The organism is Streptomyces sp. NPDC059003, from assembly GCF_042740445.1.
Lineage (GTDB): Bacteria > Actinomycetota > Actinomycetes > Streptomycetales > Streptomycetaceae > Streptomyces.
In genome coordinates this window covers 99,994-118,237 of record NZ_JBHYJH010000002.1, presented here as the reverse complement: position 1 = coordinate 118,237, position 18,244 = coordinate 99,994, and the positions used below count along the sequence as shown (strand labels likewise).

15 protein-coding genes are annotated in these 18,244 nt (G+C 72.5%); 8 read left to right on the top strand and 7 right to left on the bottom strand.

Going from position 1 to position 18,244, the window contains the following annotated elements; genetic code table 11:
* Positions 1 to 10: 10 nt before the first annotated feature.
* Entirely contained in the window at positions 11 to 2,059 is a 2,049-nt protein-coding gene (locus ACFWZ5_RS01780) for an alkyl/aryl-sulfatase (RefSeq protein ID WP_384787186.1), read from the bottom strand.
* A gap of 422 nt (positions 2,060 to 2,481) precedes the next feature.
* Here ACFWZ5_RS01780 and ACFWZ5_RS01775 point away from each other — a divergent pair, with 422 nt between their 5' ends.
* The 3 genes from ACFWZ5_RS01775 (at position 2,482) to ACFWZ5_RS01765 (ending at position 4,203) form a co-directional block, all read left to right on the top strand.
* Positions 2,482 to 3,324 carry an SAM-dependent methyltransferase gene (locus ACFWZ5_RS01775; RefSeq protein WP_384787189.1) on the top strand — a complete coding sequence of 281 codons (843 nt, stop codon included), beginning with the start codon at positions 2,482 to 2,484 and terminating at the stop codon, positions 3,322 to 3,324.
* A gap of 122 nt (positions 3,325 to 3,446) precedes the next feature.
* Positions 3,447 to 3,854 (top strand): tautomerase family protein, encoded by a 408-nt coding sequence (locus ACFWZ5_RS01770; RefSeq protein ID WP_384787191.1) that lies wholly within the window; start codon positions 3,447 to 3,449, stop codon positions 3,852 to 3,854.
* Positions 3,855 to 3,951: 97 nt separating this feature from the next.
* Positions 3,952 to 4,203 carry a chaplin gene (locus tag ACFWZ5_RS01765; protein ID WP_384787194.1) on the top strand — a complete coding sequence of 84 codons (252 nt, stop codon included), beginning with the start codon at positions 3,952 to 3,954 and terminating at the stop codon, positions 4,201 to 4,203.
* 63 nt (positions 4,204 to 4,266) lie between these two features.
* Here ACFWZ5_RS01765 and ACFWZ5_RS01760 read toward each other — a convergent pair whose 3' ends face one another.
* Both ACFWZ5_RS01760 and ACFWZ5_RS01755 read right to left on the bottom strand, forming a co-directional pair.
* Positions 4,267 to 5,106: an SDR family oxidoreductase gene (locus ACFWZ5_RS01760; protein WP_384787197.1), complete on the bottom strand. Its 840-nt coding sequence runs from the start codon at positions 5,104 to 5,106 to the stop codon at positions 4,267 to 4,269.
* A gap of 67 nt (positions 5,107 to 5,173) precedes the next feature.
* On the bottom strand, positions 5,174 to 6,601 hold the full coding sequence (locus tag ACFWZ5_RS01755; protein ID WP_384787200.1) for an MFS transporter: 1,428 nt from the start codon (positions 6,599 to 6,601) through the stop codon (positions 5,174 to 5,176).
* A 126-nt stretch (positions 6,602 to 6,727) separates the two neighbouring features.
* Between ACFWZ5_RS01755 and ACFWZ5_RS01750 the strand changes: the two genes are divergently transcribed.
* On the top strand, positions 6,728 to 7,408 hold the full coding sequence (locus ACFWZ5_RS01750) for a TetR/AcrR family transcriptional regulator (RefSeq protein ID WP_384787203.1): 681 nt from the start codon (positions 6,728 to 6,730) through the stop codon (positions 7,406 to 7,408).
* A gap of 87 nt (positions 7,409 to 7,495) precedes the next feature.
* Positions 7,496 to 7,819, top strand: coding sequence for a DUF6191 domain-containing protein (locus tag ACFWZ5_RS01745; protein ID WP_384787328.1), 324 nt, complete (start codon positions 7,496 to 7,498; stop codon positions 7,817 to 7,819).
* A gap of 55 nt (positions 7,820 to 7,874) precedes the next feature.
* On the opposite strand, the gene ACFWZ5_RS01740 is transcribed toward ACFWZ5_RS01745, so the two are convergent.
* Together ACFWZ5_RS01740 and ACFWZ5_RS01735 are read right to left on the bottom strand one after the other, a co-directional pair.
* Positions 7,875 to 8,093 carry a hypothetical protein gene (locus ACFWZ5_RS01740; protein WP_384787206.1) on the bottom strand — a complete coding sequence of 73 codons (219 nt, stop codon included), beginning with the start codon at positions 8,091 to 8,093 and terminating at the stop codon, positions 7,875 to 7,877.
* 50 nt (positions 8,094 to 8,143) lie between these two features.
* Positions 8,144 to 9,934: a sigma-70 family RNA polymerase sigma factor gene (locus ACFWZ5_RS01735; protein ID WP_384787209.1), complete on the bottom strand. Its 1,791-nt coding sequence runs from the start codon at positions 9,932 to 9,934 to the stop codon at positions 8,144 to 8,146.
* A 278-nt stretch (positions 9,935 to 10,212) separates the two neighbouring features.
* Between ACFWZ5_RS01735 and ACFWZ5_RS01730 the strand changes: the two genes are divergently transcribed.
* On the top strand, positions 10,213 to 11,571 hold the full coding sequence (locus tag ACFWZ5_RS01730; RefSeq protein ID WP_384787212.1) for a S41 family peptidase: 1,359 nt from the start codon (positions 10,213 to 10,215) through the stop codon (positions 11,569 to 11,571).
* 198 nt (positions 11,572 to 11,769) lie between these two features.
* Here ACFWZ5_RS01730 and ACFWZ5_RS01725 read toward each other — a convergent pair whose 3' ends face one another.
* Positions 11,770 to 12,480 (bottom strand): GNAT family N-acetyltransferase, encoded by a 711-nt coding sequence (locus ACFWZ5_RS01725; protein ID WP_384787215.1) that lies wholly within the window; start codon positions 12,478 to 12,480, stop codon positions 11,770 to 11,772.
* Positions 12,481 to 12,568: 88 nt separating this feature from the next.
* Positions 12,569 to 13,795: a serine hydrolase domain-containing protein gene (locus ACFWZ5_RS01720; RefSeq protein WP_384787218.1), complete on the bottom strand. Its 1,227-nt coding sequence runs from the start codon at positions 13,793 to 13,795 to the stop codon at positions 12,569 to 12,571.
* Positions 13,796 to 14,081: 286 nt separating this feature from the next.
* Between ACFWZ5_RS01720 and ACFWZ5_RS01715 the strand changes: the two genes are divergently transcribed.
* Together ACFWZ5_RS01715 and ACFWZ5_RS01710 are read left to right on the top strand one after the other, a co-directional pair.
* Positions 14,082 to 15,803, top strand: a complete 1,722-nt coding sequence (locus ACFWZ5_RS01715) for a serine protease (RefSeq protein WP_384787220.1) — start codon at positions 14,082 to 14,084, stop codon at positions 15,801 to 15,803.
* A complete protein-coding gene (locus tag ACFWZ5_RS01710) occupies positions 15,800 to 18,226 on the top strand; it encodes a tetratricopeptide repeat protein (protein ID WP_384787222.1) in 2,427 nt (808 codons plus the stop codon). The genes ACFWZ5_RS01715 and ACFWZ5_RS01710 overlap by 4 nt, the downstream gene beginning before the upstream one ends.
* Positions 18,227 to 18,244 lie beyond the last annotated feature (18 nt).

The following is an 18,244-nucleotide window of genomic DNA, read 5'->3' as shown; positions in this document are numbered from 1 at the left end:
CACGTCCGCGTCAGCTGGTCCTGCCCGGCGCCGCCGGGGCCACGATCGGGAACTTCGGGTTCGGCAGGGTGAGGTAGCCGAACACCGTGTCCGCGTACGCCTGCTGCTCCGGGCCGCCGAGGGTGATCTCGCCCTTCTCGACGGCCGTGCGGAAGTTGCGCGGGAAGTCGGGCCCGCTGAGGTACAGGCCGTTGAGGGCGGCGCGGGAGAGCGTGATCGTCGCCTGCGGGGTGCCCGCCAGGATGTCCTTGCCGGGGACGAAGACGAGGACGCCGTTGCGCAGCGTCGTGGTGCACGACTGCTCCGGGGTGCCGGTGACGCGCCACTGCAGGGCGATCGGCGTCCGCTGTTCGGCCGCCGCCTTCGGCCCGTCGACGCTGCGGGCCATGGCGGCGAAGTACTGCTCCAGGCTCAGGCTGTTGACCAGGTCGCCCGCCTCCTGGGTGGCGCGGTTCTCGACGCCGACGGTCAGTTCGCGGGCGCCGGTGAGGTAGAAGTCACGCCAGGTGCCGTTCTCGGCGCCGTAGCCGAGCTGGCTGAGCACCCTGGCCTGGAGCTGCTTGGCGGGCTCGCTCTGGTCGGGGAGGCCGAAGACGACGTGGTTGAGCAGTTCGGCGGCCCAGCGGTAGTCGCCTCCGTCGTACGCGGCCTGCGCCTGCCGCACGACGGCGTCGGGGCCGCCGATCGCCTCGACGTAACGGCGGCCCGCCTCGGCCTGCGGATAGGTCCACAGGTGGGCGGGGTTGCCGTCGAACCAGCCCAGGTAGCGCTGGTAGACGCCCTTCAGGTCGTGACTGACCGAGCCGTAGTAGCCGCGCGTGTACCAGTGGTCGGCCAGCGACGCGGGGAGGCTCAGCTCCTCGGCGATCTCCAGGCCGTTGCGGCCCTGGTTGATCAGGCGGAGCGCCTGGTCGTTGAGGTACGCGTACACGTCACGCTGGACGCCGAGGAACTCGACGATCTTCTCCCTGCCCCACAGCGGCCAGTGGTGCGAGGCGAACTCCACCTCGGTGTGCTCGGCGAAGGTCTGGAGGGCCTCGGTGAGGTACTTCGACCAGGCGTGGGCGTCGCGCACCTGGGCGCCGCGCAGGGTGATGAGGTTGTGCAGGGTGTGGGTGGCGTTCTCCGCCATGCACAGGGCGCGGAACTGCGGGAAGTAGAGGTTCATCTCGGCCGGGGCCTCGGTGCCCGGCGTGAGCTGGATGACCATCCGGATGCCGCCCACGGTCTGCCGGTACAGGCCGGGCCGCCAGGGGATGACGTCCTCGCTGGTCCACAGGTCGCGCGGCACGGGCCCGTGCTCGGCGTCGCCGACGCTGACGGTCGGCGGGACGAGCGTCACCTCGCCGGTGGAGATGGTCAGGCCGAGGCCCGAACCGACCTGCCCGTAGGGGCTCTTGTCGAGCTTGGCGGCGTACATGTACTCGGCGCGGCGTGCCATGGCCGGGCCCGCGTACACGTTCTCGCTGACCGCGTGCTCCAGGAACCCGTCGGGCGCGATGACCGGGATGTCGGGGACCTGGCCGCCCTGCTCGTCGAAGAGCCCGCGCACGCCGCCGAAGTGGTCGACGTGGCTGTGCGTGTAGATGACGCCGACGACGGGCTTCTGGCTCTCGGTGGCCTTGCGGTAGAGACGCAGCGCGTAGTTCGCGGTCTCGTAGCTGGCGAGCGGGTCGAGGACGATGATGCCCTGGTCGCCCTCGATGATCGTCATGTTGGACAGGTCGTAGCCGCGCACCTGGTAGATGCTGCCCTCGGGCCCGCTCACGACCTGGAAGAGCCCGGCGACGGCGGTGAGCTGTCCCTGCCGCCACAGGCTCGCGTTGACCTCGGCGGGGGATGTTTCGTCCCCGTCGCGCAGGAAGTCGTAGCCGACGAAGTCCCAGACCGGCTCGTCGCCGCTCGTGCGGGCCGGAATGAAGGGCACGTCCGGCACGGCGACCAGTCCGCGTGTGGCGTTCTCGAAGTCCTCCGGACTTGGTGGGACGGTCTCGGTCACCTTGCGGTTCGCCTCCGCGACGGACGCGGACACCTGGACGGGCTCGACGAACTCGGGCATGCCACAGCCTCCTGGGACGTTCGGGATCACCGGCTCTGATACGGGGCGTACGGGTGGGGCGCCTCGTACCGGAGGGACGCTAGCCAGCACCGGAAACGGTGGGCAAGGAGGTGATTGCGAAGAGTCACGGGAAGGGGGTGAGGCTGGCCGGATGTGCCGGGCCGCGGTGAACCCCCTGGCGGTGGTAGGCCGCGCTGGCGGCGGGTGGTGATCCCTTGCGGTTCCTGAGGCGTAGGGGACGGCTGCGGGCTGACAGTCGGAGAGGGTGCCCGTCGGCCGCGTACTCGCCCATCTGTCCGAAAAGGCAATATCTCTCTGTAAATGCGCCAGTTGGCTTGATGTGCCGTCTGGGAAGAAGGCCGTCGGCTGAGGTGAGGTGATCTCTGTACCGCACCGATACGACCCGGCGAGGAGAGACGCGCATGCCGCACGACACCGCAGCAACTTCCGAGGACGCGACCCGGCGCTACTACGACACCGCCGACGTGGACGCGTTCTACGACGCCGTGTGGGGCGGCGAGGACATCCACACGGGGATCTACCGCGACGCCCACGAGCCGATCGCCGACGCCTCCCGCCGCACCATCGAGCAGGCGGCGGACAAGGTGGCTGACCTCCTGACTCCCGAGAGCACGGTTCTCGACCTCGGTTCCGGCTACGGAGGCCCCACCCGCTACCTCGCCGAGCGCTTCGGATGCCACGTCACCGCCCTCAACCTGAGCGAGGCCCAGAACCGGCGCCACCGCGCCACCAATTCCGAGCGCGGCCTCGACGGGCTCATCGAGGTCGTGACCGGGTCCTTCCACGACATCCCCTGCCCGGACCGCCGCTTCGACGTCGTCTGGTCCCAGGAGGCCTTCTGCCACAGCGGCGACCGGACGCGGCTGCTCGGCGAGGCCGTACGGGTCCTCAAGCCGCACGGCGCTCTGGTCTTCACCGACTTGATGGCCGCCGAGGACGCGCCCGCCGACGCCCTGTACCCGGCCGTGTCCCGCCTGGGCGTGGACGCGCTCGCCACGCCGGGCTTCTACCGCAGGACGCTCACCGGACTCGGCCTGTCCCGCGTCGACTTCGACGACCGCAGCGGCCAACTCGTCCACCACTACGTCCGCATCACCGAGGAGACCCGCAAGCACGAGCGGGACCTGCGCGGCACCATCAGCGGCGCCTACGTCGACAACCTGCTCGCCAACCTGCCGCTCTGGGTGGACGCGGCCCGCCGCGAGCAGCTGCGCTGGGGCATCTTCGACTGCCGTCGGGTCTGACGTGCGTCGAACCTGATGTGGGTCGGGCCTGATGTGCGTCGGGCCTGACCTGCTCGGCGCGACGGTGACTGTACCTACTAGTATGTACAGTCCTGATCGGGGAGGCGAGAGGAGCCACTGACATGCCATTTGTTCGCATCGACGCGCTGGGGGCCGACGGCGACCGGCTCGACGCGCTGGGCCGGGCCGTGCACGACGCCCTGGTGGAGACGATCGGCATCCCGTCCGACGACCGGTTCCAGGTCCTGGTCGGCCACGACGGCACCACCAGCACGCTGCGCTACGACAACTACCTCGGCGTGCAGCGCGACTCCGGCATCGTGTACGTCGCGATCACCATGCGCTCCGGGCGCACACCCGCCCAGAAGCAGGCCCTGTACCGGCGCACAGCCGAGCTGGCCCACGCGTACGCGGGCACCGAGCCGCGCAATGTGTTCGTCACCGTGACCGAGAACGAGTCGATCGACTGGTCGCTCGGTCACGGGGCGGCGCAGTACGCCACCGCTGCCGACGGCTCGTCCCACGGATGAGCGATTCTGTTAGCGCCAAAGGGCCACGGGTGTTTTTGTCGTACGGGACTCCGGTGAGGCTTCGCACCAGTACTCCCTCTCACCAGGAGACGACCCCATGCGCAAGCACAGCATCTTCGCCGTGGCCGCCCTCGCCACGACCGTGATCGTCACCGGAGCCGGTGCCGCCGTCGCTGGTCCCGAGCCCTCGGGCGCCCACGCCGAAGGTGAGGCCACGAATTCCCCGGGTGTCCTCAGCGGCAACCTCGTCCAGGTCCCGGTCGACGTGCCGGTCAACGTCTGCGGCAACTCCGTCAACGTCGTGGGCGCGCTGAATCCGGCGTCCGGGACGGAGTGCCAGGGCAAGTGAGCTGCCGCTGCCCCGCCGCGTGTCGCACGCGGCGGGGCAGCTTCATGGGGTGCGGGGGACCGCTCAGCTGGTCCGGAAGTCGGCGGCGTGGTCGCAGACCCACTCCGTGAAGGGGCGGGCGGGGTGGCCGGTGAGGTCTTCGACGGTGCCGGTGAGGGGGACGGGGGTGGCGTCGTGGGCCTCCCACCAGTCGAGCAGGGCGTCGGCGTAGCGGGCAGGGATGTAGTCGGCCATCTCCTGCTTCCACTCCGCGGGGGTGACGTGCTCGGCCTTGACGATTTCGCCGGTGACCGCGGCGAGCTGGTCGATCTGCTGGGCGAAGGTCAGGGATTCGGGGCCGGTGAGCGTGAACAGGCCGCCGCGGTGCCGGGGTTCGGTGAGGGCGGCGAAGGCGGCTTCGGCGATGTCCCGTTCGTGGATGGGGTCGCTGTGGGCGCCGGGGAAGGGCAGGCTGATGGCGCGGCCGGCCTTGATGGGCCAGGCCCAGGCGGCGGCGTTGGCGGCGAAGGAGCCCGGGCGCAGGATCGTGGTGGTGACCGGCGCGGCCAACAGGGCCTTCTCCACGTCGAGATGGGACTTGGCGAGCGGGTTGCCCTCGGGGTCCGGGCTGAGTACGGCGGAGGACGAGAGCAGCACGACGTGGGTGACACCGGCGCGCTTCGCCCGGTCGACGAACTCGCCGATGTGGTCGGGCGTGGCGTAGAGGAAGACGGAGGTGACGCCGGTCAGGGCGGGGGCGAAGGTGGCCGGGTCCGTGAGGTCGAGGGCGACCGTGGGGACGCCCTCGGGGAGGGTGAGTTCGGCGGGGGTGGAGGAGCCGACGCGCACGGGCAGGCCGGCCTCCTGGAGGAGGGCGAGGAGGTGGGTGGCGACCGCGCCGCGGCCTCCGGTGAGCAGGATCATGGTGGTGGTTCTCTCTGTTGTGGTGCTGAGGTCAGTACTGGTGCGCAGACCGGGTGTGGTGCGGAGATCAGTGGTGCTGGGGCTTGACCCTGCGGGGCAGCAGGCGTACGAGGCCGCAGCTGAGGAGGGTGACGCCGGCCACGAGCAGGAGGCTGGTGGTCATGGCGTGGGCGGGCCGGCCGCCCGTGTGGGAGTGGAAGTAGACGGTGGTGACGGCCGCGGCGCCGAGGGCGTTGGCGAGCTGCTGGACGGCGGTGAGCGAGCCGGAGCCGCTGCCCGCCTCGGCCGGGGTGACGTCGCCGAGGGTGATGTCGTAGACCGTGCCGAAGCAGGTGCCCATGCCGAGCCCGATGACGAGGGCGGCGGGCACGATCGCGGCCGCGCTCGTGCCGGTGCCGGAGGCGTGGACGGCGGCCCAGAGCCCGAGGGTGCCCGTGAGCGTGGTGAGCAGGCCGATCAGGACGAGCCTGCGGCCGAGTACGGCGATGAGGCGGTGGCAGGCGATCGAGGCGACCACGATGCCGGCGGCGACGGGGGCGGTGCCGATCAGGGCGGTGCGCAGGGGCGAGTAGCCCAGGCCGTCCTGGAGGAACAGTGAGATCACATAGAGCAGGCCCGCGACCGCGGCGAAGAAGGCGATGCCCAGGGCCAGGCCGGACACGAAGCCGCGGTTCTTGAACAGCGAGGGCTGGATGAGCGGGGTGGCGGCGGTGGTCTGGCGGCGGGCGAAGAGGACGAGGAAGACGGCCCCGGCGCCGAGCGCGAGCCAGGCCCGCGGGTGCCACCCGCTGCCGGAGCCGTCGATCAGGCCGAACAGCAGGCCGCCCATCGCCGCGGCCAGCAGCAGCGAGCCGATGGCGTCGACGGTCACGGACCGGTCGCCCTCGTCGTGCGGCAGCAGGCGGGCGGCGGCCAGCAGGGCGGCACCGCCCAGCAGGATGTTGATGAGGAACATCGAGCGCCAGCCGAGTCCGAAGGGGTCGGCGTCGATCAGGAACGCGGCCAGGATCGGCCCGCTGACCGCGGACAGGCCGAGCACGGGACCGAAGGCGCTGAACGCCTTGCCGATCTGGTCGCGGGGGAAGACCGCGCCGAGGATGCCGAAGCCCTGCGGAATGAGCAGGGCGCCGAAGGCCCCCTGGATCAGCCGGGACACGACGAGCAGCTGCGGGCTGACGGCGAGACCGCAGGCGACGGAGGCCAGCGTGAAGCCGGCGAGCCCGGTCAGGAAGACGCGGCGTCGGCCGTACTTGTCGCCCAGGCGGCCGCCGGTCACCAGGAGCACGCCCAGGGCGAGCGCGTAGGCGGCGCCGAGCCACTGGACCAGGGACGTCCCGCCGTGCAGCGAGGCGGCGATGGTCGGCGCCGCGACGTTCGTGATGGTCGCGTCGATGAGGTCGAGGACCTCGGCCGCGAGGATCACGGCGAGGACGGCCCACTGCCGCCCGGGGGAGAGCGCGCCCGCCGCGGGGGGCGGGGCGGTGGTGGTGGTCATGAAGACTCTCAGGAAGGAGGGCGAACGATGTTCGCCACGAACGGTGTTCGTTGTATGCGTCGGCAACGCTAAAGAACGAACGGTGTTCGTGTCAAACGGTGTTCGTCGGCGGGCTAGGCTTGCCCCGTGAGTACGCCCCCGATCAGCCGCCGCGCGCGGCCCGCCAAGGCCCCCCTCAGCCGCGATCTGATCGTGCGCACGGGGCTGGAGATCCTCGACCACCACGGCCTGGACGCCCTGACCATGCGCCGCGTCGCCAAGGAGCTCGACACCGGCCCGGCCTCGCTGTACGTCTACGTCGCCAATCGCGACGACCTGATGGCCGCCATGCTCGACGAGGCCCTCGGCCAGGTCCCTCTGACCTCGGAAGGCACCTGGCAGGAGCAGCTCCACGCCCTGGCCGCCGCCACCGTCGCCGCCATGAGCCGTCACGAGGGCCTCGCCGCCGTCGCCCTCGGCGCCATCCCCACCGGCGCCAACGTCCTGCTGATCCTCGACCGCATGCTCGCCCTGCTCAAACAGGGCGGCCTCGACGACACCACCGCCGCCTGGGCCGTCGACCTGATCCACCTCCACATCGCCGCCGCCGGTGCCGAGCAGAGCGCGTACGACACCAGGGGCGCGGACGAGGGGGACACCGTCGCCGCGGCGGACCGGCGCTATGCGGCCCTGCCCGCCGACCGCTACCCGATGGTGACTTCGCTGCGCCACGCCCTGTTCTCACCCGGCGACCGCGACACCTGGGGCCTGCGGGTGCTCATCAACGGCATCCTCAACACGCCCGCCGGGAGCTTTCAGGAGTCCTGACGCGTTCACCCCGCAGTGAGTGCGTACGTGAGTGCGTACGTGAGTGCGTAAGTGAGTGCGTACGTGCCGACGACTCGGGGAGTGAGTGTGCAGGTCGTCTTCTTCATGACACTGCCGGGCCTGGTGGTCGTGCTGACCTTGCTGGCCTTCGTCGACCAGCTGCTTCTGCGGGCGGGGAAGGCCGGGCTGCTGCCCTGGCGGAACGCGGCGCGGCAGGGGCAGATCTCCGCGACAGGGTTCGAGCAGCTGCACGCGAGCCTGTCGCCGGGCAAGCAGAGCGAGCTCAAGGAACGGCAGAGCGCGCTGGTCATGCGGGACGACGAGGAGGACGGGGCGCCGCCGAGGTCCACGGTCGACCTGACCGCGGGGACGGCGGTCATCCGGCTCCGCGAGCCGGACGGCCGCCCCTGAGGGCGGCGTTACGACACGTCGGTGGTGGGCGGCGCTCACGCCGCCCACCTGCTGGTCAGCTGTCCTGGGTGCCCTCGGGGCCCGCCTGACGCTTCCGTGCGGCGTCCGCACTGGCGCCGATCGCGACGCCCAGGCCCATGCCGAGCGCGAGGCCGAGCCCGATGTTGTCGAAGACGAGGAGCCCGAGCACGACACCCGCGAGCGGCCCCAGTGAAAGGCCGAGCGCCAGGGGGTTGTTCGCGGCCGTCTTGTCGTGCTTCTCGTCGTTCGTCATGCGGTCATGCTAGGCCACGCCAGGACCGGCATTCGCGGCGTCGGTCCAGGTCAGCCGCGTGCACCGAAGTTCTGCGTCCACCAGGGACCGCCGCTGCCCTTCTCGATGCCCACGCCCAGCTCCTTGAAGGAGCAGTTGAGGATGTTGGCGCGGTGGCCCTCGCTGTTCATCCAGGACTTCATGACCGACGACGCGGTCTGCTGGCCCCGGGCGATGTTCTCTCCGTACGTACTCCACTTGTAGCCCGCCGCCGTGATGCGCTGACCGGGGTCGGTGCCGTCGGGCGACGTGTGGTCGAAGTAGTTGCGGGCCCGCATGTCGGCGGAGTGCCGTTGGGCGGCGGTGGCGAGCCGGCTGTTCTGGGTGAGCGGGCCGCAACCGGCCTTCCTGCGCTCGGCGTTGACCAGAGTCAGGACCTGCTGGGCGGTCGAGCCCGACGGGGCCTGCGGCGCCGGCGGCTCGGCGGTCTGCCGGGGCGGCGCGGGCGGCTTGGCGGACGTGCGCGGCGCGGGCTTGGTCGTCTTCTTCCGGGACGCGCGCGACGGGCTGGCCGTCGCGGACGGCTTCGGTGACTTCTTCTTGGCGGACTTCGACGGGGACGCGGAGGGCGACTTCGTCGGGCTCGCGCTGCCCGTGGCCGACGGGGCGGCGGGGGAGGGCTCGGTGGACTCCATCGCCACGGCCGCGCCCTTGTCCCGCGCGTCCGGGGAGTCGTCGACGAGCTGCATGACGCCTGCCAGCGTGGCGATCGCGGCGATACCGGCACCCGCGCCGACCGCCTGCCGACGCCGCCGGGTGCTGCGCCGCCCCTGCCGCAGCTGCGCACGTGAACCCGCCGCGCCGTGCGGGGCGATGGCCGTCACCCCCTCGGCCGCGATCCCGTCGCCCGCCATGCCCTGGACCACCGTGTCATCGGCCGCCGACGGGCCCCACGGCGCCGCGTCCGGCAGGGCGTCGGCCTGCGGGAGCGGCGGGGCGTCGGCCTGCGGGAGCGGCTGGGTGGGTGCCGCGTACGCGGCGTACGCCGTGCCGCCGGTGCCGGAGAAGCGCCCGGCCGCCATGGCCAGCGGCGGCACGAGGGCCAGACCGGCGAGCAGCCCCTCCGCGGGCGTGAGCCCCGCCCCGTGCCCCGCGCAGACGGCGCAGTCGCGCGTGTGCCGGGCGAGACGCTTGCGCCACAGCGCGGACGGCCTGCCGTCCCAGGCCGCGGTGAGGTCCGCGAGCAGGGGGCAGCGGACCTTGGCCGTGAGCGCCCTGACCACCACCCGGGCCGTCTCCAGCTGGGCCTTCATGCGCTGCACCCGCACGGCCGTGTGCTCCGGGGTGAGCTCGAGGGCCCGGGCGACCTCGCCCCGGGAGAGCTCGCCGGCCGCCTCCAGCCACCACAGGGCGAGCACTTCCCGGTAGTCGTCGTCCATCCAGCGGGTGGCCTGCGCGACCTCCCTGCGCTCCCCGGACAGGCCGAGCCGCAGGATCGTGACGTCCGTGAAGTCGCTGCCGGGGTCCGGGACGTCGTACGCGTCCTGCAGGCCGCTGTCGACGGGGGCGGGGTGCTGCCGACGGCGCGTCTCGTTCATCGCGATGGCCACGAGCCAGGACCGGAACGAGGCCGGGTCGCGCAGCGCGGGCAGTCCGCGCAGCATCCGCATCATGGCTTCCTGCACGGTGTCGTCGACGTCCGCGTGCCCGCCGAGGGCCCGGCCGACGATATTGTACACGAGGGGCAGATAGGCGGCGACCAGCTCGTCCTGCGCGCGGGGATCTCCGGCGCGGCCCGCGACGACCAGAGAGGTCAGCTCGGCGTCGTTCACCTGCTTCCGCTCCCACTGCTCCTGGCCCACAGCGTGTCTCCTGTCCTTGTCGGTCGTGTGTGCGTCCCCCACTGCCTGGGAGATCCTGCGCGCCGCGGCGGGATAACAGAAACCTCAGACGCAACTTTGAGAGCTGAGTCACGTCCGGCGGCATGCAGTCGATCATGGGGGGCAGCCCCCCGTTTCGATGCACCTGCCAGCCGGATGGACCGGGCGGCACCGCGTACGGAACCGTGGGCCGCGACGCAAAGCGCGTCACATACAGGACAGTTCATCTCGCGCGAAACACGGATATGAAGGATGAAATCGTGCGTATCGTTACGTCTGCCGCCGTCGCCCTGACCCTCGCCGCGGGGGTCGCGCCGACCGCCGGCGCCGAGGAAGCGCCATCCACCGACGGCCTCTGGCGCATGGACGGCTACGGCACCGTCCTCTCCCTGCACGACGGAACCCTGCAGGAGTACCAGACCACGGCCGCCAGCTGCATCAAGGGCTTCACGGCCCGCAAGACGGGCCCTGACGTGTACACCGCCCCGGAGGGCTTCGTCCTCACCGTTCGCACCGGACAAGACCGCGATCACGCCTCCGTGAGTTTTGACGGCTCCCTGGGCCACCGGGGCCTGAAGCGGATCTCCGCGCTGCCGGACGACTGCGACCGCCCGACACCCGACGACCCCCGCACCACCTTCGACGTGTTCTGGCGGTCCTTCGCCGAGAACTACCCCTTCTTCGCCGCGAAAGGCATCGACTGGAAGGGCGTGCGCGCTCACTACCGGCCGCAGGTGCACCCCGACACCACGCGGGACGAACTCTTCGCCATCTTCCGCAAGATGGTGGCGCCGCTGTACGACGCCCACGTCGCCGTCAGGGACGGTGACCGCACCTTCGCGCACGGCCGCCCCGGCACCGTCATCCCCAGCGAGAAGCTGGACAAGAAGGTCAAGAAGTTCATCGTGGGGCGCGACCTGAAGAAGGCCCGCCACATCCAGGACTTCGCCAACGGGCGGATCACGTACGCCGATCTGCCGGGCCGGAAGGGATATCTGCGGATCTCGGGCTTCAGCGGCTACGCGGCCGACGGCGCCCCCTTCACCGCCGAACTGGCCGAGCTCGACAAGGCGCTCGACACCGTCCTCACCAAGGACCGGGTCAAGCGCCTCAAGGGCCTGGTCATCGACCTGCGCATCAACGGCGGCGGCTCCGACGTCCTCGGCATCCGCATCGCCGAACGCCTCACCGACACGCCCTACGTCGCGTACTCCAAGCGCGCCCGCAACGACCCCGACGACCCGAGCAAGCACACCCGCCCCGAGCCCATCCGCGTCACGCCCGCCCAGGCGCCGCGCTACACCGGCCCCATCGCCGTGCTGACCGGCGGGTCGACGGTGAGCGCGGGCGAGACCTTCACCCAGTCCCTCATCGACCGGCCCGGCCGGACCGTGCGGATCGGCCGGCCCACACAGGGCGTCTTCTCGGACGTCATGTTCCGCCGGCTGCCCAACGGCATGGTCGCCGTGCTCCCGAACGAGGAGTTCCTGACCCGCACCGGCCACACCTTCGACGGCCCCGGCATCCCGCCGCACCTGAGCGAACCCGTCTTCACCAAGGAGGAGTTCGCCAAGAAGCGGGACTCGGCCTTCGACCGGGCCATGAACGTGCTGAGGTGACCCGGGGCTGATCCCGGCATGTTCCCGGCGCGCCCCGGCGCGTTCGGGCTGTCCCCGGGCTGTTCCTGGGACGGTCCCGGGGTGAGCGACACGCCCGGGTGCCGCCGTTGAGCAAGCGTTCAGCCGTCGTTTATGTACGTGCCGTGAACTGTCCGTGGAGGGCCGAAGGGGGAGCGGTGACCGCGAGGAAACGAGCTGTCACCGCACGGTCCATATCCAGCCCAGCGGCGTGAGCCCCAGGCGTCGGGCGACCGACTGCGACGCGTGATTGGCGGCGGTGGTGCTGTAGAAGAGCACCTCCTTGGTGCGGCGTTCGTACGCGGCCCAGGCCGCCACGACGGCCGGGGCGAGCCCGCGGCCGCGGAAGTCGGCGCGGGCCCAGATGCCCGCCTCCGAGGCGGTGGCGTTCGACGCGGGCGAGAAACAGATCGACACCGGCTCCCCGTCGTACACGGCCATCGCCCACGGCCCCATGCGCCCGCCGAGCAGCGCGTGCCACTCGCCGGGCTGCCAGTTGTCGGGGCGGACCAGGTGCCGGGCGGCGCGCCTGCCCTCGTCGGTGGGGACCAGGATGGGCAGCGGAACCGGCCGCGACGCGGTGAGCCGCTCCGGGAAGACGAAGCACGGGCCGCCCTCGACGGTCAGTGGCCGCTCGGCGATGGACGCGGCGAGCCGGACCAGCGGAGCGGGCGGCTCGCCCGGCGCGAACTCCGGACCGCCACCGTCCTCGTGCCCCCGCGAGCTGACCCCGGCCCCCAGCGCAAGCAGCCGTGCCTGCGGCGACCAGGCCCACACGGCGCGCACCGCCGGGTTCTTCACGATGACCGGGAGGCCGCCGCCCGGTCGGGGCACGAGCCCATAGATGGCGTCCACTTCCAGGGCCAGCAGCCGTGCTTCGTCCCAGACCATGCCGAGAAGGCTAACTGCGATGCGACGTTCCGCCGGTGCGTGCGCGACGGTTCCGGGACGCCCCGGCGTCCCGGAACCGTCCGTCGGGTCAGAAGCGGGTGTCGTCCACGACCGGCACCGCGGGAGCCGGCGCCTCGGCGCGGCCGGTGTGCACGTCGGACGGTGCGGACGGATCCGCCGCCGACCTCGTGCTCGGCGCGGGCGCGGTGCCGCAGAAGGCGGGTTCGAGGGTGTTCATCAGGTTCTGCGTCACGTTGGAGTTGTTGGACGCGTTGGCGAAGACGACGACCGACCGCTTGCCGTTCCGCGTGATGAAGGACTGGGTCTGGTAGCCCTGGACGATGCCGCCGTGGCCGTAGACCTTGCCGCAGGACAGCTGGATCTCGCGGAGGCCGAGGCCGTAGCTGACCTTCGCCGTGGGGGTGGCGAGCACCTTCGTCATCTGCCGCAGCGACGTGTCCGAGACCAGGCCGCCGGAGCGGCCGGCGAGCAGGGCCTTGAGGAAGCGGTCCATGTCGGCGGCGGAGGAGATGACGGCGCCCGCGCTCCCCACCCAGGACCCGTTCTGCTCGGTGGAGTCGAGCAGCGGCTTGGAGCGGTCGTCGTTCGTGAGGTAGCCGGTGACGTGCGCTCCGGCGATGGCCTTCTTCGGGACCACGTACGACGTCTTGCTGAGCCGGAGGGGCTCGATGATCTGCTTGCGCAGCGCGGTGGCGTACGAGCGTCCTGTGACCTTCTCGATCAGCATGCCCATGAGGACGAAGTTGGTGTTCGAGTACGCGTACTTCGCCCCGGGCGCGCTCTGCGGGCCGTGCCGCACGGACAGCGCCACGAGGTCCGCGGGCCGGTAGACGGTGTTGCGGATGCGCTTCTCGAACGCCTCGGTGGTCTCCTCGCCGGACTGCTCGAGGAGGTCGTTGGTGTGGTCGAAGATGCCGGAGCGGTGCTGCATCACCTGGCGGACGGTCATGTTCCAGTCCGTCGGCAGGGTGCCGGACGGCAGGTACGTGCGCACCGGCTCGTCGAGGTCGATGCGGCCCTGGTCGGCCAGGCGCAGCACCAGCGCGGCGGTGAACATCTTGGTGTTGCTGCCCACCCGGAAGCGCCAGCCGGCCTTCATGGGCGTTCCGTCCAGATCGGCCTTGCCGACGGCCACGGTCCGGTTGCGTCCGGAGCCGCCGTGCTCCCGGATCACCGCGAACGCGCCGGGCGCGCCCGCGCTGACCGTGCGCTCCAGCGCGGTGCGGACCCCGGCCGCGTCCGGCGCCGGGAGACGCGCGGGCCCGGCCTCGGCCTGTGCGGATGCCGTCGCCACCCCCGCCAGCATCACACTTGTCACGGCCACCGTCGCCGTACGCACCAACCCGGTTCTCACCATGGGAACTTCCCCCAGCCTGTCTGAGCCTCGACGTGGTCAGGGCCCGTGCGGGCCCTCAGATCGTCGCGATCGTATAGGGCAGGCCGGAAGTGCCCGCGTCCGACGCGTCGGGTGGCAGGAAGGCGAGGGGAAGCGGACTTCTCGGGTCCGCCTGCTCCCCGAACCCACCCGCGTGCCCACGCACCAGTCCGGGACCGCCCGGACGACCGTATAGTGGCGAAGTATGGCTGCTGGCGGGGGAGTCCAAGCCGCCTCGTCGACGGAGACGCCGCGCTGGGCCGTGCGGATCCGCGGCGCTGACGGGGAGATCGCGGGGGCCGGCATTCTGCTGAGCCCCGACCAGGTCCTCACCTGTGCCCATGTGGTGGACCGCGCGGCCGCCCGGGTCACCGCGGAGTTCGTGGGCGCCGCCGACCACAGCGTGCCCGCGGTCGCCGCCCGGGTGGACGGGGACGCGTGCGTACCGGAGTCACGGGACGGGGACGGCGACCCCAGCGGGGATGTCGCGCTGTTACGACTGGAGCGGCCCCGGCCCGTCGAGGAAGCGGTCCGGCTGCACCGCCTTTCCGCGCCGGGCCGCGCGGTGCGGATGTACGGCTTCCCGTACGACCACAACGGCGGCATCTGGTTCCGCGCGACCGTCGTCGGCGGCCGGGGACGCGACGGGCAGGTGCAGCTGAGCCCCACCAGCCCGGGCGAGCTGGCCAGCCCCGGCTGCAGCGGCGCGGGCGTCGCCGACAGCGCCACCGGCGAGGTCATCGGCATGGTGCTCTCCGGGCAGAAGGACCAGCACGGCAACCGGTTCTCCTTCATGAGCCCCGCCGAGACCATCGTCCGGCACCTGCCCCAGGTCGAGCCGTTCCTCGAAGGGCCCACCGCCGTCGACGACCGGCTGCGCTCCACCGAGGACGACGCCTCACAGGCGCTGCTCGACGAGCCCTTCGCCCAGCGTCTCGCCGCCTGGCTCCGGGACGACGGCCGGCAGGTGAAGATCAGCGTCGTCCGGCACGGCGACGCCGCCCGCGGCGCCACGCTGCGCCGCGCCATCACCCTCGCCGACCGGGAGTTACGCACCGCGGCCTCCGTCGGCCGCGCCTCCCTCGACCCGCCGGGCACCGTGCCGTCGGCCGGCGGCCACGACCTCGCCGTGCACGCCGGCGGTCTCACGTCCGCGGAGATCGCCGAGCGGATCGCCGAACGCATGGGCCTGTGGCCGCGGCACGGTGACGCGGCCCTCGACCTCATCCGGGCCGCGCGGGTCACCCTCAACCTGGTCGTCGTCGGCGTCGACGACGCGCTCGACCCGCCCGCCCTCCTCGACCTCCTTGAGGTGCTGCGCGCCGGGGGCAGCAGGCTGCTGCTGGTCTTCCGTACGACGGACAGCTGCTACCACCGCGCCCGCCGCGAACTCGTCGTGGGGCCCGCGCGCGAGCGCGGCGAACGGCTCGTCGCGCGGCTGAGAGAGATCACCGGGCCGCTCGCCGGGGCCCTGAGCGAACGCCGGGCGGCCGTGGCCCTGAGCGAACGCCGGGCGGCCGTGGTGCCGTACGACGCCCGGCCCGTCGACTCGGATCTGGTGGCCGCCCATGCCGCCCTGGCCGATCTGCTCCGGACGGAGGGCCGCGACCGCGGCCCGGACCTGGCCCGCTACGAGCGCCTCGCGGAACGCGTCGCCGCCCGCCTCACCCGCCACATCGCCCGGCTCGACCGCCTGAGCGACCGCCGCGACGAACTCGGCGGCCGCCTGCGCGGCTACCACGTCCTGCACCAGCACTCCACCCAAGGCGAGGAGGACCCGGCGATGGACGCTCTGTACCTCCGGGCACACGACCTGCTCCAGACCCGGCCCTGCGACGTCCACGCGGCCGAGGCGGCGGTCGACGCCTACCTCCACCACGTCGACACCCACCACGGCCGCCCCGGCCGGAGCAAGGGCCCGACATGAGCGGGGCCGCCTGCGTCAGAGCCGACTGCCGGGGCGGCCGGATCATGGTGACCGGGTTCTGCGACACCTGCCTCCGGCGGGCCGTCGCCCCGAACCCTCCCGCGCCGGACACGCCGGGGCCCGACCGGTCCGGGCCGGACGCACGCGGGGCCGGGGCACCGACCGGCCCGGGCACAGCCGCCGAGGGCGCGCGCCCCGCCGGGCAGACCGCCGGTGAACTGGACCGCGACGGGCTGCTTGTGCTGCCGCACCTGCCGTCGCCGGAGCCCTCGGAGGCCGCCGACACCACGGCCCGGCCGCCCACCGGGGGCCGGCGTTGCGGGGTCGACAACTGCCCCGGCACCATCGGAATCTCCTACGACGGCGGCTCGGCACCGGACCACGGGTACTGCCCGGGGTGCGGCACGGAGTACTCCTTCCACCCGAAACTGCGCCCCGGCGACCAACTCGCCGGACACTACGAGGTGCTCGGCTATCTCGCGGTCGGCGGCCACGGCTGGGTCTACCTCGCCGAGGACACCCGCGTGCCCGGCCTGCACGTCGTCCTCAAAGGCCTGATCAACACCGGTGACGCCGTGGCCCGGCGGGCCGCCGTCGAGGAACGCCGCTCGCTCACCACGCTGCACCACCGGGACATCGTCCGGATCGTGACGTACGTACAGCACCAGGCGCCCGGCGACACCGAGCCGACCGGCTACCTCGTGATGGAGTACGTCGGCGGCCGCTCCCTCGCCTGGATCCGGTTCGCCCCGGAGGAGGACCTGGCCCGGCTCTTCGGGCCCGGCGGCTTCGAGTTCGGGCACGTCATCACGTACGGCTGCAAGATCCTCGGCGCCCTGGAGTACCTGCACGACCAGGGCCTGCTCTACTGCGACATGAAGCCCGAGAACGTCATCCACTACGGCCGCGAGATCAAGGTCATCGACCTCGGCGCCGTGCGCCGGATCGACGACCGCTCCTCCGGCCTCGTGTACACCCTCGGCTACGCCCCGCCGAAGCAGGAGCGCGACGAACGCGGCTTCGACGTCGACGGCGACCTGTACGCCGTCGGCCGCACCCTGAAGGTCCTCGCCGAGCGGGCCCGACTGCCCGCCGGCCTCGCCGCCCGCTCCTTCGACGCGCTGATCCGCCGCGCCACCCACCCCGAACCCGCCGCCCGCTTCCGCTCGGCCGCCGAGATGTCCCGCCAGCTGTGGGAGGTGCTGCGCGAGCACCAGGCGCTGAGCGGCCACGAGCCGTATCCGGAGCGCTCCACCCGGTTCGAGCCGACCGCCGCGCTCTTCGGCGCCGCCCTCGGCACGGTCCCCGCCCTGGACCACTTCACCCACCGCCCCGCCACCGCCCCACGCCGCCCCACCGTCCCCGAGCTGCCCGTCGGCGCCCCCGCCCCCCAGGGGATCGCCCGCGCCCTGCCCGTACCCCTCCCCGACGCAGGCGACCCCGCCGCCGTCCTGCTCGGCGGACTCGCCGCCGACACCCCCGACCGCATCGCCGAGCGGGCGCGGAGCGACCCGGCGCTGCGCACCACGGAGACCGCGCTGTGGCTGTGCCGCGCCTACCTGGAGGCGGGCGACGCCGACCGGGCCGCCGCGTGGGTGCGGACGGCCGGGGAGCGCGGCGGCGACCACGACTGGCGGATCTTCTGGCACCAGGGCCTCGTCCATCTGACCCGGGGGCAAGTGGAGTCGGCGGAGGGCGAGTTCGCGGCCGCCTACGCCGCCCTGCCGGGCGAGGCCGCGCCGAAGCTGGCGCTCGGATACTGCGCCGAGTACCTGGCCGAACAGGAGACGACAGCACCCCGCTCCGGAGCGACCCCGGCCCGGACCCAGGGCGCCGAGAAACAACGGGCCCTGCGCGCCGCGGCCCGCGCACGGCAGGCCGAGGAGTACTACGAGGCCGTGCGGCGCCGGGACCGCACCCAAGGCAGCGCCGCCTTCGGCCTGGCCCGCGTCCAGCTGCGCCGCGGCGACCGGCACCGGGCCGTCGCCGTCCTGGACGAGGTGCCGACCACCTCCCGGCACTACGACGCCGCGCGCGTCGCCGCGGTCCGGGTCCTCGCCGGCCGGCTGCCCGGCGGATCCGTGCCCGGCGCCGCCGAGTTGGGCGAGGCGGCCGAGCGGCTCGCGGGGCTGCACCTGGACGGCACCGGCTCCTGGGACCGCCTGGTCACCGAACTGCGGGAGCACGCGCTCGGCTGCCGTCCGCCCGACGGCTGGGGGAGCGGCTTCCCCACCGGTGAGCTGTTCGGCCCCGCGGACACCGAGTCGGCCCTTGCCGGACTCCTTTCCCGGTCGCTGAAGCGGCTCGCGGACCAGGCGGGCAGCGTCGGCGAGCGCGGCGACCTGCTCGACCGGGCGTACGCGGTGCTCCCCGAACCGGCCGGCGTCCGCGATCTGCTGTGGGGCCGACGACGCACGGCGTGAGCGAGCGGCGACGAGGCC

Bases quoted from the DNA above. Each gene is read 5' to 3' on its own strand.
- ACFWZ5_RS01780 (WP_384787186.1), bottom strand. From the start codon at position 2,059: ATGCCCGAGTTCGTCGAGCCCGTCCAGGTGTCCGCGTCCGTCGCGGAG.
- ACFWZ5_RS01775 (WP_384787189.1), top strand. From the start codon at position 2,482: ATGCCGCACGACACCGCAGCAACTTCCGAGGACGCGACCCGGCGCTAC.
- ACFWZ5_RS01770 (WP_384787191.1), top strand. From the start codon at position 3,447: ATGCCATTTGTTCGCATCGACGCGCTGGGGGCCGACGGCGACCGGCTC.
- ACFWZ5_RS01765 (WP_384787194.1), top strand. From the start codon at position 3,952: ATGCGCAAGCACAGCATCTTCGCCGTGGCCGCCCTCGCCACGACCGTG.
- ACFWZ5_RS01760 (WP_384787197.1), bottom strand. From the start codon at position 5,106: ATGATCCTGCTCACCGGAGGCCGCGGCGCGGTCGCCACCCACCTCCTC.
- ACFWZ5_RS01755 (WP_384787200.1), bottom strand. From the start codon at position 6,601: ATGACCACCACCACCGCCCCGCCCCCCGCGGCGGGCGCGCTCTCCCCC.
- ACFWZ5_RS01740 (WP_384787206.1), bottom strand. From the start codon at position 8,093: ATGACGAACGACGAGAAGCACGACAAGACGGCCGCGAACAACCCCCTG.
- ACFWZ5_RS01725 (WP_384787215.1), bottom strand. From the start codon at position 12,480: ATGGTCTGGGACGAAGCACGGCTGCTGGCCCTGGAAGTGGACGCCATC.
- ACFWZ5_RS01715 (WP_384787220.1), top strand. From the start codon at position 14,082: ATGGCTGCTGGCGGGGGAGTCCAAGCCGCCTCGTCGACGGAGACGCCG.
- ACFWZ5_RS01710 (WP_384787222.1), top strand. From the start codon at position 15,800: ATGAGCGGGGCCGCCTGCGTCAGAGCCGACTGCCGGGGCGGCCGGATC.